This window comes from Paraglaciecola sp. G1-13, assembly GCF_055809255.1.
In genome coordinates this window covers 1951828-1966600 of record NZ_CM147903.1, presented here as the reverse complement: position 1 = coordinate 1966600, position 14773 = coordinate 1951828, and the positions used below count along the sequence as shown (strand labels likewise).

Sequence of the window (14773 nt, the reverse complement as noted above, 5' to 3'; positions counted from 1 at the left end):
CTGAAAAAAACAAATAACAGAGGCCGAAAACCAATTAACTGAATACATTAACAAACATTGGCGATTAATATGTTTGGTCACTTTAAAAAATGGACAGTATGTATGCGTCGTCTCTGTAAAATATTGATTAAAACCGTAACCCACTTATTTGCCGCCAGCATTGTTATTACCTACTCCTCGCTCGCTTATTCAAACCAATTTAACGTACTGCTATTTACTAAAACAGCTGGCTGGCATCACAAATCGATTAATGGTGCGGTTCAAGCCATAGAGCAATTAGGAGAAAAGCATCACTTTGGCGTTGATTGGCAAGAAGATGCAAGTTTAATTCATGATGAAAATCTTCAGAAATACGATGCGATCGTTTTTCTTCTCACCACCGGTGACATTTTAAATACCCAACAAGAAGCAGCACTACAACGGTTCATTGCATCAGGAAAGGGGTTTGTGGGGATCCACAGTGCAACTGATACCGAAAAAGATTGGCCTTGGTACACTAAACTTGTGGGCCACGTATTCAAGATCCATCCAGAAATTCAAAGTGCCCAACTTAACGTCGAAACAAGAAACTTTCCCGGGCTCGAATATTTTCCGAACTCGGTGTTGTGGACGGATGAATGGTACGAGTTTGGCCCCGCAACAGTTAATGATTTAACGTACTTACTTACGGTGGATGAGAGAACATTTAATCCCGAAGCTAAGTGGGGAGATAACATTGGCAAGGGTATGGGCACACTTCATCCTATTGCCTGGTACCACGAGTATGCTGGTGGACGTGCTTTTTATACCGCCTTGGGGCACAAACCCATTACCTATCAAGATAATGCGTTTTTACAGCACATATATGGTGGGTTATATTGGGCAGCGACCGGTAAAGGAATAAGTGTTACTCCATAATTGATAAGGTGAACAGCGAGATGCAGCGAAAGGCGCAACATACTACCCAAAAAGTAACGCAAGAAATAACGCAACTGGACACGATGTGGTCAGCCCGCCATTTTTCGCAGCATGTTCTACGCGACGGTGATCACCGTTCACCTTTTCAACGCGACAAAGCCCGAATTCTTCACTCCGCCGCATTTAGGCGTCTTCAAGCAAAAACACAGGTATTGGGTGTAGGTATGAGCGATTTTTACCGTACTCGCCTCACTCATTCGTTAGAAGCGTCACAAATTGGCCAAGGAATAGCAGCGCAACTTCGCCAGAAACACCCTCAGTTAACCGAAACCTTAGGGTTAAACGATACGTTGATTGAAGCGCTGTGCTTGGCACATGACATCGGACATCCTCCTTTTGGTCACGGTGGTGAAGTTGCTTTGCATTACATGATGCGTGATCACGGCGGTTTTGAAGGCAATGGCCAAACTTTTCGAATAGTGACACAACTTGAGCCCTACACGCCTGAAAATGGGATGAACCTAAGTCGGCGAACATTGCTTGGGCTGGTTAAGTACCCTAATTTTATTCCCGCGTTGGCTAATATTACACCTTCAGACACTGAGAGAGCACGGTCACATCTTAATGTAAAAGCAGCAGACTGGGTGCCACCCAAGGGATTATACGAATGTGATAAAAATATGTTCGATTGGTTGGTGGCGCCGCTTTCACAAGAGGATCAGTCGTTGTTCGGCCAGATACTCAGCAGCCCATCTGAACAGAGACATCATAAAACCAAATATAAATCCTTCGATTGCTCGATTATGGAGCTCGCCGACGATATCGCTTATGGCATTCATGATTTAGAAGATGCCATAGTCATGGGTATTGTTAATTTACAGCAATTTGAAGCCCAGATAGTAGAGCCAATTGAGGCATTAAGTGACACTTGGTTGGCGGGACATATTTCAATGCTAGCCAAAAAACTGTTCAGCCAACACCACCATGAACGTAAAGACGCTATCGGTGCATTGGTCAATAGTTTCATCACGCACATTGATATCACCCTCACCGACCCTGCCTATCAAAATGACCTATTAAAGTACAACGCGGTTTTTTTAACTGAATACGAGCAAGCTTTGGCTATTTTTAAACAATTCGTGTACAGGCAAGTGATACGTAAACCTGAGATACAGATGCTTGAATATAAAGGTCAACAAGTAGTGATGGGTTTATTTGAAGCGTTCGCCTCAGATCCCGAACGATTGTTACCTGAGAACACACGTCAGCGCTGGTTGAAAGCACAAAGTCGCGATAACGGCATGCGCATAATCAGCGATTATATAGCCGGTATGACAGATGAATTTGCCTCTCGACTCTATGCCAACTTGTTTATTCCTAAGAGCGGGGCGAGTGCGGATAGTATTGGAATTTAACACCTAGATAAAAACAATTGAAATTTTTGGTCTTAATTCATTGTCTTAAGTAGTAATCAGTATGGTTTATGTTGAATTAAGGCCGATATGTTAATTAAAACCCCGAAAGCAAGTGTTATCCGTGAAAACCAGATAACAGACGAAAGCGTATACAACCAAAGACGCGACATTATTAAATCTATGGGCTTTATGGGCGCTTCAGAGCTGCTTACCAGCACACCCGCTCGTGCGAGCTTTTTCGGTGGTGACGATGCTGAAACGTTCAAAACTGAAAAACTTAGCTTTTCGGCCTCCCCTAAAAAAACCAGTACCGCGTTAACGCCTGAAGAAAAAATCATTTCTCACAATAATTTTTACGAATTTGGTACCAGTAAGTCTGACCCCGTGGAAAATGCGCAGCAGTTTAAGGTTAATCCTTGGCGCTTGAGTATTGAAGGGTTGGCCGAAACGCCCTTTACGTTAGATTATGATGATTTATTTAAGCGTTTTCCGTTAGAAGAACGGATATACCGTTTACGCTGCGTAGAAGCATGGTCAATGGTCGTGCCTTGGGTTGGTTTCTCTCTGGCTTCTTTGATAAAAAAAGCCAAACCCTTGAGCTCAGCAAAATACGTCGCATTTGAGACCTTATACGATCCTAAACAAATGCCTGGCCAAAGGAGTCGTTTTACTGGAGGAGGAATAGACTACCCCTATATTGAAGGTTTACGGATAGACGAAGCGATGCACCCCCTCACCATACTCTCGGTAGGTCTTTACGGCAAAACACTGCCAGCCCAAAATGGCGCGCCAATTAGATTAGTCGTGCCATGGAAATACGGCTTCAAAAGTATTAAATCTATTACCCGGATCCGTCTAACGAATAAGCGCCCACCTACAAGCTGGAACCGGTTAGCAGCTAACGAGTACGGCTTTTACGCAAATGTTAACCCTAAGGTTGATCATCCCCGTTGGAGCCAAGCCAGCGAGAGACGCATTAGCGGTGCTGGTCTATTCTCCAGAAATAGAATTGATACTAAGATGTTTAATGGCTACGAAGAAGTCGCTGCTTTATATCAAGGCATGGATCTAAGAAAGCATTTTTAATGGCGCAACTACATTTTTTTAAACTTAAACCTACACACCTGCCCTGGTTAAAGTTGATTATTCATTCGAGCGCGCTCGTTCCATTATTATTAACCTTTTTTCATGCATTTAATGATGAATTAGGGGCGGATCCTGTCAGCGCATTACTGCATTTTACTGGCTTAGGTGCATTTAAATTACTGCTGCTTTCATTGCTAGTGACCCCTTTAGCGCGTTTTTTAAAACAAGGTCCATTAATGCATGTTCGTAGACTTCTCGGGTTATACAGCTTCACTTATGCGCTAGCCCATATCGCTAGTTACGTGTTGTTCGACTTACAACTTGACTGGCCCCTACTGGTAAGTGAAATAGTGAAGCGCCCATACATCACCCTAGGCTTTGCTGGTTGGCTTATTCTGCTAGCGTTAGCACTCACATCCACTAAAAAAGCACAGCGAAGATTAGGTAAACACTGGCAAAGTCTGCATAACTGGGTGTATTTAGCAGTGATTCTAGTATCGATACATTTTTTATGGTCCGTTAAGTCAGCCATATTAGAGCCTACAATTTATATGGTATTGACCGCTTTTTTACTGGCCTACAGACAAGATAAGCTTAAGCGGTGGTTTAAAAAGCGAATAAAAAGCAACCAAATTAGAAAGAAATAACTTGCATGTATTTTTATACAGTACTATTGTTACCTCAACTACTGTATAAACAAACAGGTATAAACACATGGCGAGCGTACACGCAATATCAGTCTCTAAATCCAGTCACTTCGATAGCGTTTCGGTTTTCAATCAGCAACGGTTACAAGCCATACACAATAGTGCAGATAAGGCGAAGTGGTCTTATCTTATTGCAGATAAAATTGCATTCAAGCAAGCGGATGAGCATTGCATTAAACTCAACATGCCTAGCCCTGAGCAATTAGTCATGTGGCTAGAAAAATTAATTACTTGCGGCCAATGTGCCAATATATTCGTTGAGCATGTAGTGCTAGATGAGATGAGTCAGGCTCGCCTTAGCCAGCTTTGTGTTCTACACAATGTTAATCTAGTAAACGTCATGACCCATGCCCACGGCGACGTTGTAAGAGGACCTTGGCTAAATAGCTGAGCTCGTTTGTTGTTTCGTGTAACTGGGTAACGATTGGAGCAAGATAATCTTGCAAGCCGATACACCTATAGTGATTCGCTTGTGCTGGCTAGAATTTTTATAAGTTAAGGTCATGGGCTATTTTTAGTCTCTAACCGTGTATGATCAGCTCATATTGAAAATAACGCGTTAGAAGGATCAGCTCACTAGAGGCTGATAATTTAGATTAATGAATTTACATCTGTGTTTTTGTCATAGCGGTCTTCGCTATGAGCAGTGCTGCGAACCTTACCTACAAGGTTTGAGCTCTCCTGATACACCTGAACAACTCATGCGTTCGCGTTACAGTGCATACGCAACCAGCAACTACCAATACGTATTAGATACTTACACTGTCAATCAGCGTGAATCGTTGACACTTGAAGACCTTCAGCGAGGCGGAAATGAAACGCAGTGGTTACGACTTGATGTGCTGAACACGCAGACCTGTAAAGATGATCTCAGCGGGCAAGTTGAATTTGTCGCCTACTATCAAGTAAACGATACGAAATATAAATTGCACGAACGCTCGACTTTCTATCGGGAAAACAATCTGTGGCGCTACGACAATGGTACCTTGTTCGAAGATGGTGGTTTATATAAGCCACAACGCAACGATCTATGTTTGTGTGGCAGTGGTAAGAAATATAAAAAGTGTTGTCTTTAACACACCTAATATCAATGCCAATAAATAATGGTCCAGTGGTTAATTATTTACTGGCAGTGGTATACGAACAGCGTACAAAAGTGTGCTCCATAATCAGAGCACTCTTGGCATTGAGTCTCTAATCATGACGGGCCAATCACTAAAATGCTTATCTATTTGATTTCTTACACCACAATTCTTTGCTCGTTTGACCAGCGAGCCACACTCCAGGAATAAAAATAAGTAAAAGGCACCTAAAGCAGACTCCAGCAGCAAAACGAGAATTCTTACAGAGGTTATTTACACGGTATAGCGGGATTACTTATCGTTATCTTTGAGCCACTCATTTAAGAGCTTTATTTGCCCACACTTGTAGGCTGCATAGGTTATGCGTAACGCATTGGATAACAGCTCACTATCAGACCATCCAGTCTTAGCAGATAATTCTTTATAGCTTTCCATGCCTTGGGGGGAAACGTAGCCGCGAACTTGCTGTTTTCCCTGTTCTTTCTGTCTTTCTCTGAATCTGCGTTGCTTTTCTGCGTTGGCAACCATTTTAGGGTTTTTCATTTGGGTGTCATTTTTCACTATTAAAAGGAGGATAATTTCGTGGTTATCATCCTTTACTATGACAAAGATGTAAAATAATTCACTGTTCAGAGTTGTTTAGCGTACAACTGTTCGCTAAATTACGTCCTTTCAAATATTAAACTCGGAATACTATGACAATCAACCAAGACAGTTTTACAAAAGAAGAATTATTGGCCTGTAGTCGAGGTGAGTTATTTGGCCCAGGCAATAGCCAACTACCCGCCCCTAACATGTTAATGATGGATCGTATCGTCAAAATATCTGAAGAAGACGGAGAGCACGGAAAAGGGGTCATTATTGCTGAATTAGATATTACGCCAGATCTATGGTTCTTTGACTGTCACTTCCCTGGCGATCCTGTTATGCCTGGATGTTTAGGCTTGGACGCTATGTGGCAATTAGTTGGTTTCTTTTTAGGTTGGTGTGGCGGACCGGGCAAAGGCCGTGCGCTAGGTGTGGGCGAAGTAAAGTTCTCTGGTCAAATTCTGCCAACCGCTAAGAAAGTAACCTATAAAATCGATATGAAGCGTGTCATTAAACGTAAATTATTTATGGGTATCGGTGATGGTGAAGTGTCTGTAGATGGACGCGTTATCTATCAAGCGAAAGATCTAAAAGTAGGTTTGTTCCAAGATACCAGCAATTTCTAATTTCATTCTGGTGAACTAATCCTGTGCCTATAAATTGCGCGTTTATATAACGCGCTTTTTTATTGCCTCGTTAAAATGATAAAGCCCCGTTAGGGGCTAAAATTAACTAGAGTTTAAGGCCAAAGCTTCGGTCTCCCATCGCTTCTCGCCACCCTCCTAACCATTCTGAACGAGCTTCTGAAGCTTGAAATGGACATATTTCTTTAGATTTGCCGGATATGCCAGCGTGGTACCCTTTTGAATGCGCTCTGGAAAGTTTGTCTCTCTTTTGTCTCTTCATTTAATCGAGTTTCCTTTTTACGTAGCTATCTAAAATCGTGCTTTAAATAAGCACGTGTATAGAGATAGTTGAACTGTCTTTTTGGTTCAATAATGTTTGTTGATCTTAATACCTATTAGTAGGTAACCAATTGAATTTCATTAAATATTTTTATTAAACCTATTTAGAATAGCAAAGGTACTGCTTATGATTTTTTGTAATAGTAATGTCATATAGGCATAAAAAAGCCCGCTAGATGCGGGCTTCACAGAGGTGTAGTTTTCTCTACGCTTTAAAACGTCTGCGGATTGCCACAACCACTAAACCGAAAAGTGATAGCACACCAAAACCAGCACCTTTACGGTCTGAATCATTACCGTCACTAGGGTCTTCTCCTGGCTCAGTCACATCACAATCTTCAACGGTCCCACCCATTATTGGCTCAAGGCGAACACTGATGACTTTATCAACTATAACTTCGTCACCATTGCTGTCTAGTAATGTCTCCCCCAAAATATTTTTGGAAGGTACACGCGTTAAAGCTGATGCTGTCACCACACCATTATCATTAATGCCCGTTGCATTCACCAAAGTGTATGGTGAGTTACATTGAATTAAATCGTTCATGTTAACGAACTCTGATGTATTCGTATCATAACGAAATGCGTTGCTTCTACGTGCTGATACACCCGTTTCCACCTCACCTCGACCCACAACAATACCTGAGTTATTAATTGCGGTAGCAAAGCTTGAGGAGCCTAAGAAGAAGTCTTCTGGAAAAATGGTTTCATCGGTGTTGATATCATGCACAAAAAATTTACTGCGTGATATACCATTCACTTGCTTAACACCGGAGCCAACCACTAAACCATTATTGTTGATGTCTGTGGCCGTGCTTGAGGTAAAATCTTCATCATCAGTAATACCTTTAACGGTATCACCTTCAAAAACCGCGGCAAATGTTCGTATAAAACCGCTGTCCCGATACTCATCCTGGGATTCACCGACTGCTACTCCATTGTCGTTAATAGCCAAAGCCTTACTTTCATAACTATTAGTGTCATCTTCCTCTGGGGTATACAACAAACCAAGCTCTTTGGTGCTGATGATTTGACCTTGATTATCTAACTGCCAAATAGTAGCGCGGCGCTGAAAGCTGAACTCTAATGCTTTCTCACCATTTGTTGAGGTAGCTAGGTTGATACGCCTTAGGCACACTTCAACCGGCTCATCAGCACGTATGTCATCATCGTTGCAGTTGTCCACAGACGTTTGCAAAGAGGTCGAATTTAACAACGAAGTGCTATAACCTGCGACTTGGTTATTGTTATTTACATCATAAGCAACACTCAACCCCCCAGCGGTATCGTCAATTGGCGGTAGTTCAACAGTGGTGTTGTTTACTGTGGCATATGCTCTGGTATAGAAATCATTAACAACATAAGTTAACTCGGTGCCATCTTCTAATGTGTAATCAAGGGGGTAAAAAACATCAAAACTACTGCCGACTGTTGTGCCTACATCATTTAAACCACGCACTGTTATATCATTACTGAAGGTATATTCGTTGCTATCTGTATCTAGGACATCAAAGCCAGGAATAAACATATCACTACCATCAGATTCTAGATAAGCATGTCGACTAGCAATTTGTTGCGTCGTCAACCCTTCACGGTTATCGGTAATCAAGGCATATAAAAGTATGTAATCTGCGTCGTTATAGTTACCCACTTTAGCCGCTTCGATATCGGTTAGGTTATCAATCAGCAATTGAGAATCAAAATCAATCAACGTTTCATCAATCGGCGGATTATAAGGTGTAGAAACATTGACAGCGATTTGCCCGCTGGCGTTTATATCCGTTGGGAAGACATTCACACCTTTATCATTCGCTTCTAGCTCAACCACTGTATATTGAGCAGCGTTTGCCATGGACATCGTCAATGCAGAAAGTGTGAATACTGCCAGTCTTGTTTTATTCATTTAAAATCCTGATTTCTTTTATATTTAGTTTTATTCAGTTAATGCTTCAAGTTCGTCCCATCTAGCGTATGCCTCACTGAGGCTACTTTCAGCATCAGCAAGTTGTGCCAATGTTTTAGATGTAGAATCGTTATCTTGCTTGAAAAAATCTCCATCGCTAATGAGCGACTGTAACTGCGTTATCTCTCGCTCTAGTTTATCGATAGAAACCGGTAATTTTTCGAGTTCTAATTGCTGCTTATACGATAGCTTTTTACTAGGAACGGTTTTGGGCTTGGTTTTAGGACTCTCACTTTGCTTAGAAGTTTCAGCCTTATTTCCTTTTTTAGCGACCGCATTGGCGGCATACCATTGATAAATATCGGCATAACCACCAACAAACTCTTTGATCTTGCCCTCACCTTCGAAAAACAAACTAGAGGTCACTACATTGTCAACGAACTCTCTATCGTGGCTCACCAAAATAAGCGTGCCTTTGTAGTTGCCTAAGATGTCTTCAAGTAACTCCAGTGTTTCCACGTCCAAGTCATTGGTGGGTTCATCGAGTATCAATAGGTTGTTCGGCTTTAACATGAGCTTAGCGAGTAACAAGCGGTTTTTTTCTCCCCCAGATAAAGAACTGACGGGTACATTAACTCTTTCAGGTGTAAACAAGTAATCTTGCAAATAGCTAATAACATGCTTGCTGTTACCGTTTATATCAACTTCACGCTTACCATCAGCAATGGCATCAATCACTTTTAGTGATACGTCTAGCTGTGAACGATGCTGATCGAAATAAGCCAAATCTATTTTAGTGCCACAGCGGACTGTGCCTGACGAAGGTTCTAGTTGCTCAAGCAGCAATTTTATAAGCGTACTTTTACCGCAACCATTGGGGCCAATAAGTGCAATTTTGTCACCACGAAACACGGTAAAATCTAGATGGTCGACAATATTCTTATCCTCAATTTTATAACTGAGGTTCTCTGCTTCGAATATAATTTTGCCTGAATTTTGCCCTTGTCCTAAGGTAACAACCGCTCTGCCTTGAACATCTCGCCTCTCGCTACGCTCATTGCGCAGAGCCTTCAGTGCACGAACGCGCCCTTCATTGCGAGTACGGCGTGCTTTCACACCTTGGCGGATCCATGCTTCTTCTTGGCTTAACTTCTTATCGAATAATGCATTCTGGGTTTCTTCGACTTCCAAATCGTGGGCTTTTTTATCTAAGTATTCTTGATAATTACCTGGATAACTGACCAACTGACCACGGTCTAAATCAACAATACGGGTGGCAACATTGCGAATAAACGCTCTGTCATGGCTGACAAACACAACCGCACCTTGGTAATCCAGTACGGTGTTCTCTAACCACTTGATCATACTAATATCAAGGTGGTTGGTTGGTTCATCCAATAATAAAATGTCGGGTTGATTCGCTAAGGCACGAGCAAGTGCAGCCTTACGACGCCAGCCACCAGATAATGAAGATAACTGCTGATCAGGGTCTAGCTTTAACTGGGTTAACACCTGCATGATTTTTTGTTCAAACTGCCAGGCGTTGTGATGGTCTAATTGCTGCTGAAGCTTTTCCAACTTGTCCATTTGCGCTTCACTGTAATCTGTTGCAATAACATGCGTCTGATGGAAGTAGGCTTTAAGTAGCTCCCCTACCTCAGCCATGCCTTCAGCGACATAATCAAATAAGCTGCACTCTACACTTTGCGGTGGATCTTGCGGTAAACGCGAAATTTTAACTTGATTGCCAACTAAGCGCTGGCCATCATCAAGTTTTAGCTCACCGGCAATAATTTTAAGCAAAGTAGACTTACCGCAACCATTACGGCCTACTAAACAGACTCTTTCACCAGGTTGAATGACAAGTTCGACACCACTTAATAAAGGTGGGTGACCGAAGATAATACTGGCATTTTTAAGTTGTAATAAACTCAAGACAAAAACTCTCTTAATTGTTGTTCGTCGAAAGGCCAACCGAGCTCTTGCTCTGAATCTTGGCGTTTCAGTACTGGGATCCGTGCGCCATATAAATGGTACAGCTCGGTAGATTCTCTGACGTCAAGTTTGACGCAATCCACATCTGGCGCAACTCGATTTAATATCAATTGTGCGTCATCACACAGGCAACAATTCTTGCCTGTGTAAAAATATATATCGGGCCTACGCATTAAGTGTTAATACCCAGCAGCCATGAATTTTAGGGTTACGTTTAAAATCTTCCGGCAGTGTTTTTTGGGTTATATCTTGAATCGTTAAGCCTAATTGACTTACGCCCTCTTCATCTAACTTGAACTGGCGCAGGTTATTTGAAAACATGATCTCTCCACCTGGGCGCAAGCATTTAACCGCGTTACGTAAAAGCGCGACGTGGTCACGTTGTACATCCCACGTCGTATCCATACGCTTTGAGTTAGAAAACGACGGTGGATCTATAAAGATAAAATCATATTGATTGTTGTGGCGCTCAAGCCAGGTTAAACAGTCAGCTTGAATAAATTCATAAGGGCCTTTTAGCTTATTTAAAGCAAAGTTTTCTTTCGCCCAATCCACATAGGTATTTGACATATCTACCGTGGTAACTGACTTTGCCTTACCCAACGCTGCATGCACGGAAACGCTGCCTGTGTAGGCAAACAAATTTAGAACGTCCTTGTCTTTAACCCGTTGCTGCACAAGTTGACGTGTTACTCGGTGATCTAAAAACAAACCGGTATCAAGGTAATCGGTCAGATTCAGCTTGAATTTGGCACCATTTTCAAACACTTCCAGCATTTTTTGTTTTTGCGATACCTTTTCGTACTGACTCTTACCTTTTTGCTGCGCTCTTACCTTCATGACAATTTGTTCAGCTGGTACATCAACGACTTGCGGCAATGCCACAATCACTTCATGCAACCGGCGTTTCGCCTTGGCTTCAGGTACGTTTTTTGGTGCAGCATACTCTTGTACGACCAACCAATCACCATAGCGGTCAATAGCGACGTTGTATTCTGGCAAATCAGCATCATAAATACGGTAACAATTTGTATTCTCACTTTTGAGCCATTTGCTCAAACGTTTGATGTTCTTATTCAAACGATTCGCGAAATCATTATTGCTCAGACTCGTTTCACGGGTAATACAGTTTTTTTCATCCAAAGCGAAATTGACTAACTGACATTCAAGTTTGCCATTCATTAACTTGTATTCTTTGTGAGCAAACATCTTCATGCTGCGTAACAAATCTCGATTAGACGTTAATAGAGATAAGTTCCAACCTTTAAAATGCTCTTTAAGACTTGTTCCCCACGCCTGAAATAATGGTAACAGTGCTGTTATTTCGCTCAAGCGCTCGCCATAAGGAGGGTTACTCACAATGTAACCCGTGGTGTGTCCTTTAGGTGGAATGACTTTGCAGGCATCTATGGTGTTAAATTTTATCCCAGAGAAAACCCCTGCTGCATCCGCATTTTCTTTCGCTATCGACACAACACCATGGTCAATGTCACTGGCGTTAATCACACAGTTAGGGGTAATAATTTGAGCGTTTGCGTCGTCTAATAATGACTGCCACAACGTCGCATCATGCTGTAACCAACGGGTAAAACCCCATCGTTCACGCTTAAGTGCAGGGGCAATATTGGCTGCCATTAACGCTGCTTCAATAGCAATAGTGCCCGCACCGCACATAGGGTCAACTAATGGCGCTTGCTGATCATTGGCCCATCCGCTGCGAACCAACATAGCGCACGCGATATGCTCTTTAACAGGGGCCAAACCAGTTTTGGTACGGTAATGGCGTTGGTGTAAACTTGAACCTGACAAGTCTAAATACACAGTCAACTTGTCGCTCCACATGCGCCCTTGAATACGAATATCGGGCTCTATTTTGCTCACTGAGGGCCGCGACTCAAATAATTCATTAAATTGGTCTACCACCGCATCTTTAATTTTCAACGCCCCGAACTGGCTATTGTTAATGCAATGACTCGCGCCGACGAAATCAACGACAAATGTACTATTCACGCTGAAGTGCGATGTCCAGTTTACGCTGCTAGTAATTTGATATACATCATCCGCGCTGTCTACATGGCCATCGGCTAATTTCAACATCACCCTGTTCGCAAGGCGTGACCACAAGCAAATTTTATATGCTTGTTCGATCTCACCGGTGAACAGCACTTGGCCAGGTTTGGTTTTTACAGACAGTTGTGGACACAACTTCGTTATTTCTTGGGCAAGCAGCTCATCGAGCCCTTTGGACGTGGTGACTAAAAATTCAAACATATACCAACTCAGTTAATTCTTCGGGCGCGATTATACGGCAAATAAATGCATGTCGCATGGCTAAATACGTAAAAATCAATTTGTTCTTGAAGAGATGAAACAGAAGCGTTGTGAGGGATTTACAGTGATATGAGGCTAAGCGCGTTTGTATACAGGAATATCCACTAAGCAAGGGATAAGACGGTCATTCATTACCTTAATCATTTCAAACTTAGAGAACTTTTTGCTGCTATTTACTGCAAATTCGTTTGATATCAACATACACGTGGCACAGGCACCATCTTGCTCAATCACAATGACTTGGCCTAACTCAGGGTATGCAGTATCAGTAGGCTCAAGCAAGGCCAATTGATAATGTACACCACTGGTGCTTTGTGTTTTATACAACCAGCTTTTCATCCCTATAGGTTTATGAAACTTAAGGGCTGCAGTCGCATTCAATAGTATTTGAACCAACTCACCGTCTGATAACTCGAGTCCACTATTGTCTAGGCTTTCAGCTAGTGCCACGTAATGCTCAGTGTCTTCTAAACTGAACAATTGTTTATCGCTGGGAAGATTGACTAAGTTTTTTAATGCAAAGGGCGCAACAAAGGTCAGTGTGTCACCTAAGTCAAGACGCAATTCATTTTCATGTGTATACCAAAACCAATTCGTGTTCGGAAGTAACATGATCCCCTAGCCTATTATTATTAAATCCTAATAAGAAACTAGCATAAATGACTTAGAAATCATGCACTTTCGTCATATCTATTTGTGATAAAGAAAGGCGATCACACCTTGATCATTATAACGAGTCCACGATCTCTTTTATTAATTTTGGCCCCTGGTAGATCAGCGCAGAATACACTTGAATTAAAGGTGATCCCGCTTCGATCCGCGCCTTGGCTGCATGTGGTGAATCAATTCCCCCAACGCCTATCACAGGCACGTTACCAGCGAGCTTGGTGCATAACGAGCTAACGATCTGCTGACTTTTGTCAGTAAGTACTGACCCACTTAGACCACCAGCTTCCTCGGCGTGTTCTTGACCCTTTACCCTATCTCGATCGAGCGTAGTGTTCGTTGCGATCACGCCATCGATCCCGACGGTTAAAAATGAATCAACCATAGAATCTAATTCAGAATCCTCTAGATCGGGAGCGATCTTAATAAGGATAGGCACACGCTTATTGTGTTTTACTTCTAGCTTGGCCTGCTCTTCTTTTAAACCTTCCAATAATTGGGTTAAAGCGTCCCCGTATTGCAAGTTTCGTAAGCCTGGTGTGTTCGGAGATGAGATGTTAACGGTGACGTAACTCGCATGGGCGTACACTTTGCGTAAGCAGATCAAATAATCATTTAGCGCTTCATCTTCAGGCGTGGTTTTGTTTTTGCCTATATTGATCCCAAGGACACCCTTGTATTTAGCTTGCTTCACTTGCTCAACTAAATAATCAACCCCTTTGTTGTTAAAACCCATACGATTAATGATCGCCTGCCCTGCTGGCAATCTAAACATTCTTGGCTTGTCATTACCTGCTTGCGCCTTTGGCGTGACCGTGCCTACTTCTATAAAACCAAATCCCATTGCGGCAAATGCATCAATGCACTCTGCGTTTTTATCTAGCCCTGCAGCTAAACCAACTGGGTTCTTGAACGTTATGCCAAGAAATTCCACAGGCTTGTCAGCAATATGTTGTTTGTAAGCCACGTTCAAAAAATTATGTTGAGTCCGCTTGAGCCAGTTGATCGTGAAATCATGGCTCCACTCAGCGTCTTGGGTGAAAAGAAATTTCTGTAAAATGGCATACATGGTGTGTGTTTTCCTTAGACAAAAAAAAGCCCCGGTTATCACCAGGGCATTATAGACCGTACGTTTAAT

Annotated in this window: 15 protein-coding genes; 7 read left to right on the top strand and 8 right to left on the bottom strand. The window is 42.3% G+C overall.

What is annotated here, in order from left to right; genetic code table 11:
* Positions 1-102: 102 nt before the first annotated feature.
* From AC0L6N_RS08180 to AC0L6N_RS08155, 6 genes are all read left to right on the top strand, one after another.
* Complete coding sequence (locus AC0L6N_RS08180) at positions 103-897, top strand: ThuA domain-containing protein (protein ID WP_473480399.1); 795 nt, start codon at positions 103-105, stop codon at positions 895-897.
* A gap of 20 nt (positions 898-917) precedes the next feature.
* Positions 918-2312 carry an anti-phage deoxyguanosine triphosphatase gene (locus AC0L6N_RS08175; RefSeq protein WP_473480397.1) on the top strand — a complete coding sequence of 465 codons (1395 nt, stop codon included), beginning with the start codon at positions 918-920 and terminating at the stop codon, positions 2310-2312.
* A gap of 87 nt (positions 2313-2399) precedes the next feature.
* Positions 2400-3398: a protein-methionine-sulfoxide reductase catalytic subunit MsrP gene (gene msrP / locus AC0L6N_RS08170; protein ID WP_473480395.1), complete on the top strand. Its 999-nt coding sequence runs from the start codon at positions 2400-2402 to the stop codon at positions 3396-3398.
* A complete protein-coding gene (gene msrQ / locus AC0L6N_RS08165) occupies positions 3398-4045 on the top strand; it encodes a protein-methionine-sulfoxide reductase heme-binding subunit MsrQ (protein WP_473480393.1) in 648 nt (215 codons plus the stop codon). The genes msrP and msrQ overlap by 1 nt, the downstream gene beginning before the upstream one ends.
* Positions 4046-4112: 67 nt before the next feature.
* On the top strand, positions 4113-4496 hold the full coding sequence (locus AC0L6N_RS08160; protein WP_011574822.1) for a hypothetical protein: 384 nt from the start codon (positions 4113-4115) through the stop codon (positions 4494-4496).
* Positions 4497-4704: 208 nt separating this feature from the next.
* Positions 4705-5181, top strand: a complete 477-nt coding sequence (locus tag AC0L6N_RS08155) for a YchJ family protein (RefSeq protein ID WP_473480391.1) — start codon at positions 4705-4707, stop codon at positions 5179-5181.
* Positions 5182-5478: 297 nt separating this feature from the next.
* Here AC0L6N_RS08155 and AC0L6N_RS08150 read toward each other — a convergent pair whose 3' ends face one another.
* The gene (locus AC0L6N_RS08150) at positions 5479-5730 is read right to left on the bottom strand and encodes a hypothetical protein (protein ID WP_033187345.1); all 252 of its coding nucleotides are present in this window, start codon (positions 5728-5730) and stop codon (positions 5479-5481) included.
* A gap of 152 nt (positions 5731-5882) precedes the next feature.
* Between AC0L6N_RS08150 and fabA the strand changes: the two genes are divergently transcribed.
* Positions 5883-6401 carry a 3-hydroxyacyl-[acyl-carrier-protein] dehydratase FabA gene (gene fabA / locus AC0L6N_RS08145; RefSeq protein WP_006993975.1) on the top strand — a complete coding sequence of 173 codons (519 nt, stop codon included), beginning with the start codon at positions 5883-5885 and terminating at the stop codon, positions 6399-6401.
* A gap of 106 nt (positions 6402-6507) precedes the next feature.
* On the opposite strand, the gene rmf is transcribed toward fabA, so the two are convergent.
* The 7 genes from rmf to pyrD all read right to left on the bottom strand — a co-directional run bounded on the left by rmf (position 6508) and on the right by pyrD (position 14704).
* Positions 6508-6681, bottom strand: a complete 174-nt coding sequence (rmf, locus tag AC0L6N_RS08140) for a ribosome modulation factor (RefSeq protein WP_011574819.1) — start codon at positions 6679-6681, stop codon at positions 6508-6510.
* 264 nt (positions 6682-6945) lie between these two features.
* On the bottom strand, positions 6946-8643 hold the full coding sequence (locus AC0L6N_RS08135) for a DUF3466 family protein (protein WP_473480389.1): 1698 nt from the start codon (positions 8641-8643) through the stop codon (positions 6946-6948).
* Positions 8644-8673: 30 nt separating this feature from the next.
* On the bottom strand, positions 8674-10578 hold the full coding sequence (gene uup, locus AC0L6N_RS08130; protein WP_041713673.1) for an ATP-binding cassette ATPase Uup: 1905 nt from the start codon (positions 10576-10578) through the stop codon (positions 8674-8676).
* Positions 10575-10811 carry a glutaredoxin family protein gene (locus tag AC0L6N_RS08125; protein WP_473480388.1) on the bottom strand — a complete coding sequence of 79 codons (237 nt, stop codon included), beginning with the start codon at positions 10809-10811 and terminating at the stop codon, positions 10575-10577. Before AC0L6N_RS08125 ends, uup begins: the two co-directional genes overlap by 4 nt.
* Positions 10804-12909 (bottom strand): bifunctional 23S rRNA (guanine(2069)-N(7))-methyltransferase RlmK/23S rRNA (guanine(2445)-N(2))-methyltransferase RlmL, encoded by a 2106-nt coding sequence (rlmKL, locus tag AC0L6N_RS08120; protein ID WP_473480386.1) that lies wholly within the window; start codon positions 12907-12909, stop codon positions 10804-10806. Before rlmKL ends, AC0L6N_RS08125 begins: the two co-directional genes overlap by 8 nt.
* Positions 12910-13044: 135 nt before the next feature.
* Complete coding sequence (locus AC0L6N_RS08115; protein WP_011574815.1) at positions 13045-13581, bottom strand: cell division protein ZapC domain-containing protein; 537 nt, start codon at positions 13579-13581, stop codon at positions 13045-13047.
* Between the two features lie 115 nt (positions 13582-13696).
* Positions 13697-14704: a quinone-dependent dihydroorotate dehydrogenase gene (pyrD, locus tag AC0L6N_RS08110; RefSeq protein WP_473480384.1), complete on the bottom strand. Its 1008-nt coding sequence runs from the start codon at positions 14702-14704 to the stop codon at positions 13697-13699.
* Positions 14705-14773: the final 69 nt, after the last annotated feature.

Coding starts and splice junctions, on each gene's coding strand:
- AC0L6N_RS08180 (WP_473480399.1), top strand. CDS start 103: ATGCGTCGTCTCTGTAAAATATTGATTAAAACCGTAACCCACTTATTT.
- AC0L6N_RS08175 (WP_473480397.1), top strand. CDS start 918: ATGCAGCGAAAGGCGCAACATACTACCCAAAAAGTAACGCAAGAAATA.
- msrP (WP_473480395.1), top strand. CDS start 2,400: ATGTTAATTAAAACCCCGAAAGCAAGTGTTATCCGTGAAAACCAGATA.
- msrQ (WP_473480393.1), top strand. CDS start 3,398: ATGGCGCAACTACATTTTTTTAAACTTAAACCTACACACCTGCCCTGG.
- AC0L6N_RS08160 (WP_011574822.1), top strand. CDS start 4,113: ATGGCGAGCGTACACGCAATATCAGTCTCTAAATCCAGTCACTTCGAT.
- AC0L6N_RS08155 (WP_473480391.1), top strand. CDS start 4,705: ATGAATTTACATCTGTGTTTTTGTCATAGCGGTCTTCGCTATGAGCAG.
- AC0L6N_RS08150 (WP_033187345.1), bottom strand. CDS start 5,730: ATGAAAAACCCTAAAATGGTTGCCAACGCAGAAAAGCAACGCAGATTC.
- fabA (WP_006993975.1), top strand. CDS start 5,883: ATGACAATCAACCAAGACAGTTTTACAAAAGAAGAATTATTGGCCTGT.
- rmf (WP_011574819.1), bottom strand. CDS start 6,681: ATGAAGAGACAAAAGAGAGACAAACTTTCCAGAGCGCATTCAAAAGGG.
- AC0L6N_RS08135 (WP_473480389.1), bottom strand. CDS start 8,643: ATGAATAAAACAAGACTGGCAGTATTCACACTTTCTGCATTGACGATG.
- AC0L6N_RS08125 (WP_473480388.1), bottom strand. CDS start 10,811: ATGCGTAGGCCCGATATATATTTTTACACAGGCAAGAATTGTTGCCTG.
- rlmKL (WP_473480386.1), bottom strand. CDS start 12,909: ATGTTTGAATTTTTAGTCACCACGTCCAAAGGGCTCGATGAGCTGCTT.
- AC0L6N_RS08115 (WP_011574815.1), bottom strand. CDS start 13,581: ATGTTACTTCCGAACACGAATTGGTTTTGGTATACACATGAAAATGAA.
- pyrD (WP_473480384.1), bottom strand. CDS start 14,704: ATGTATGCCATTTTACAGAAATTTCTTTTCACCCAAGACGCTGAGTGG.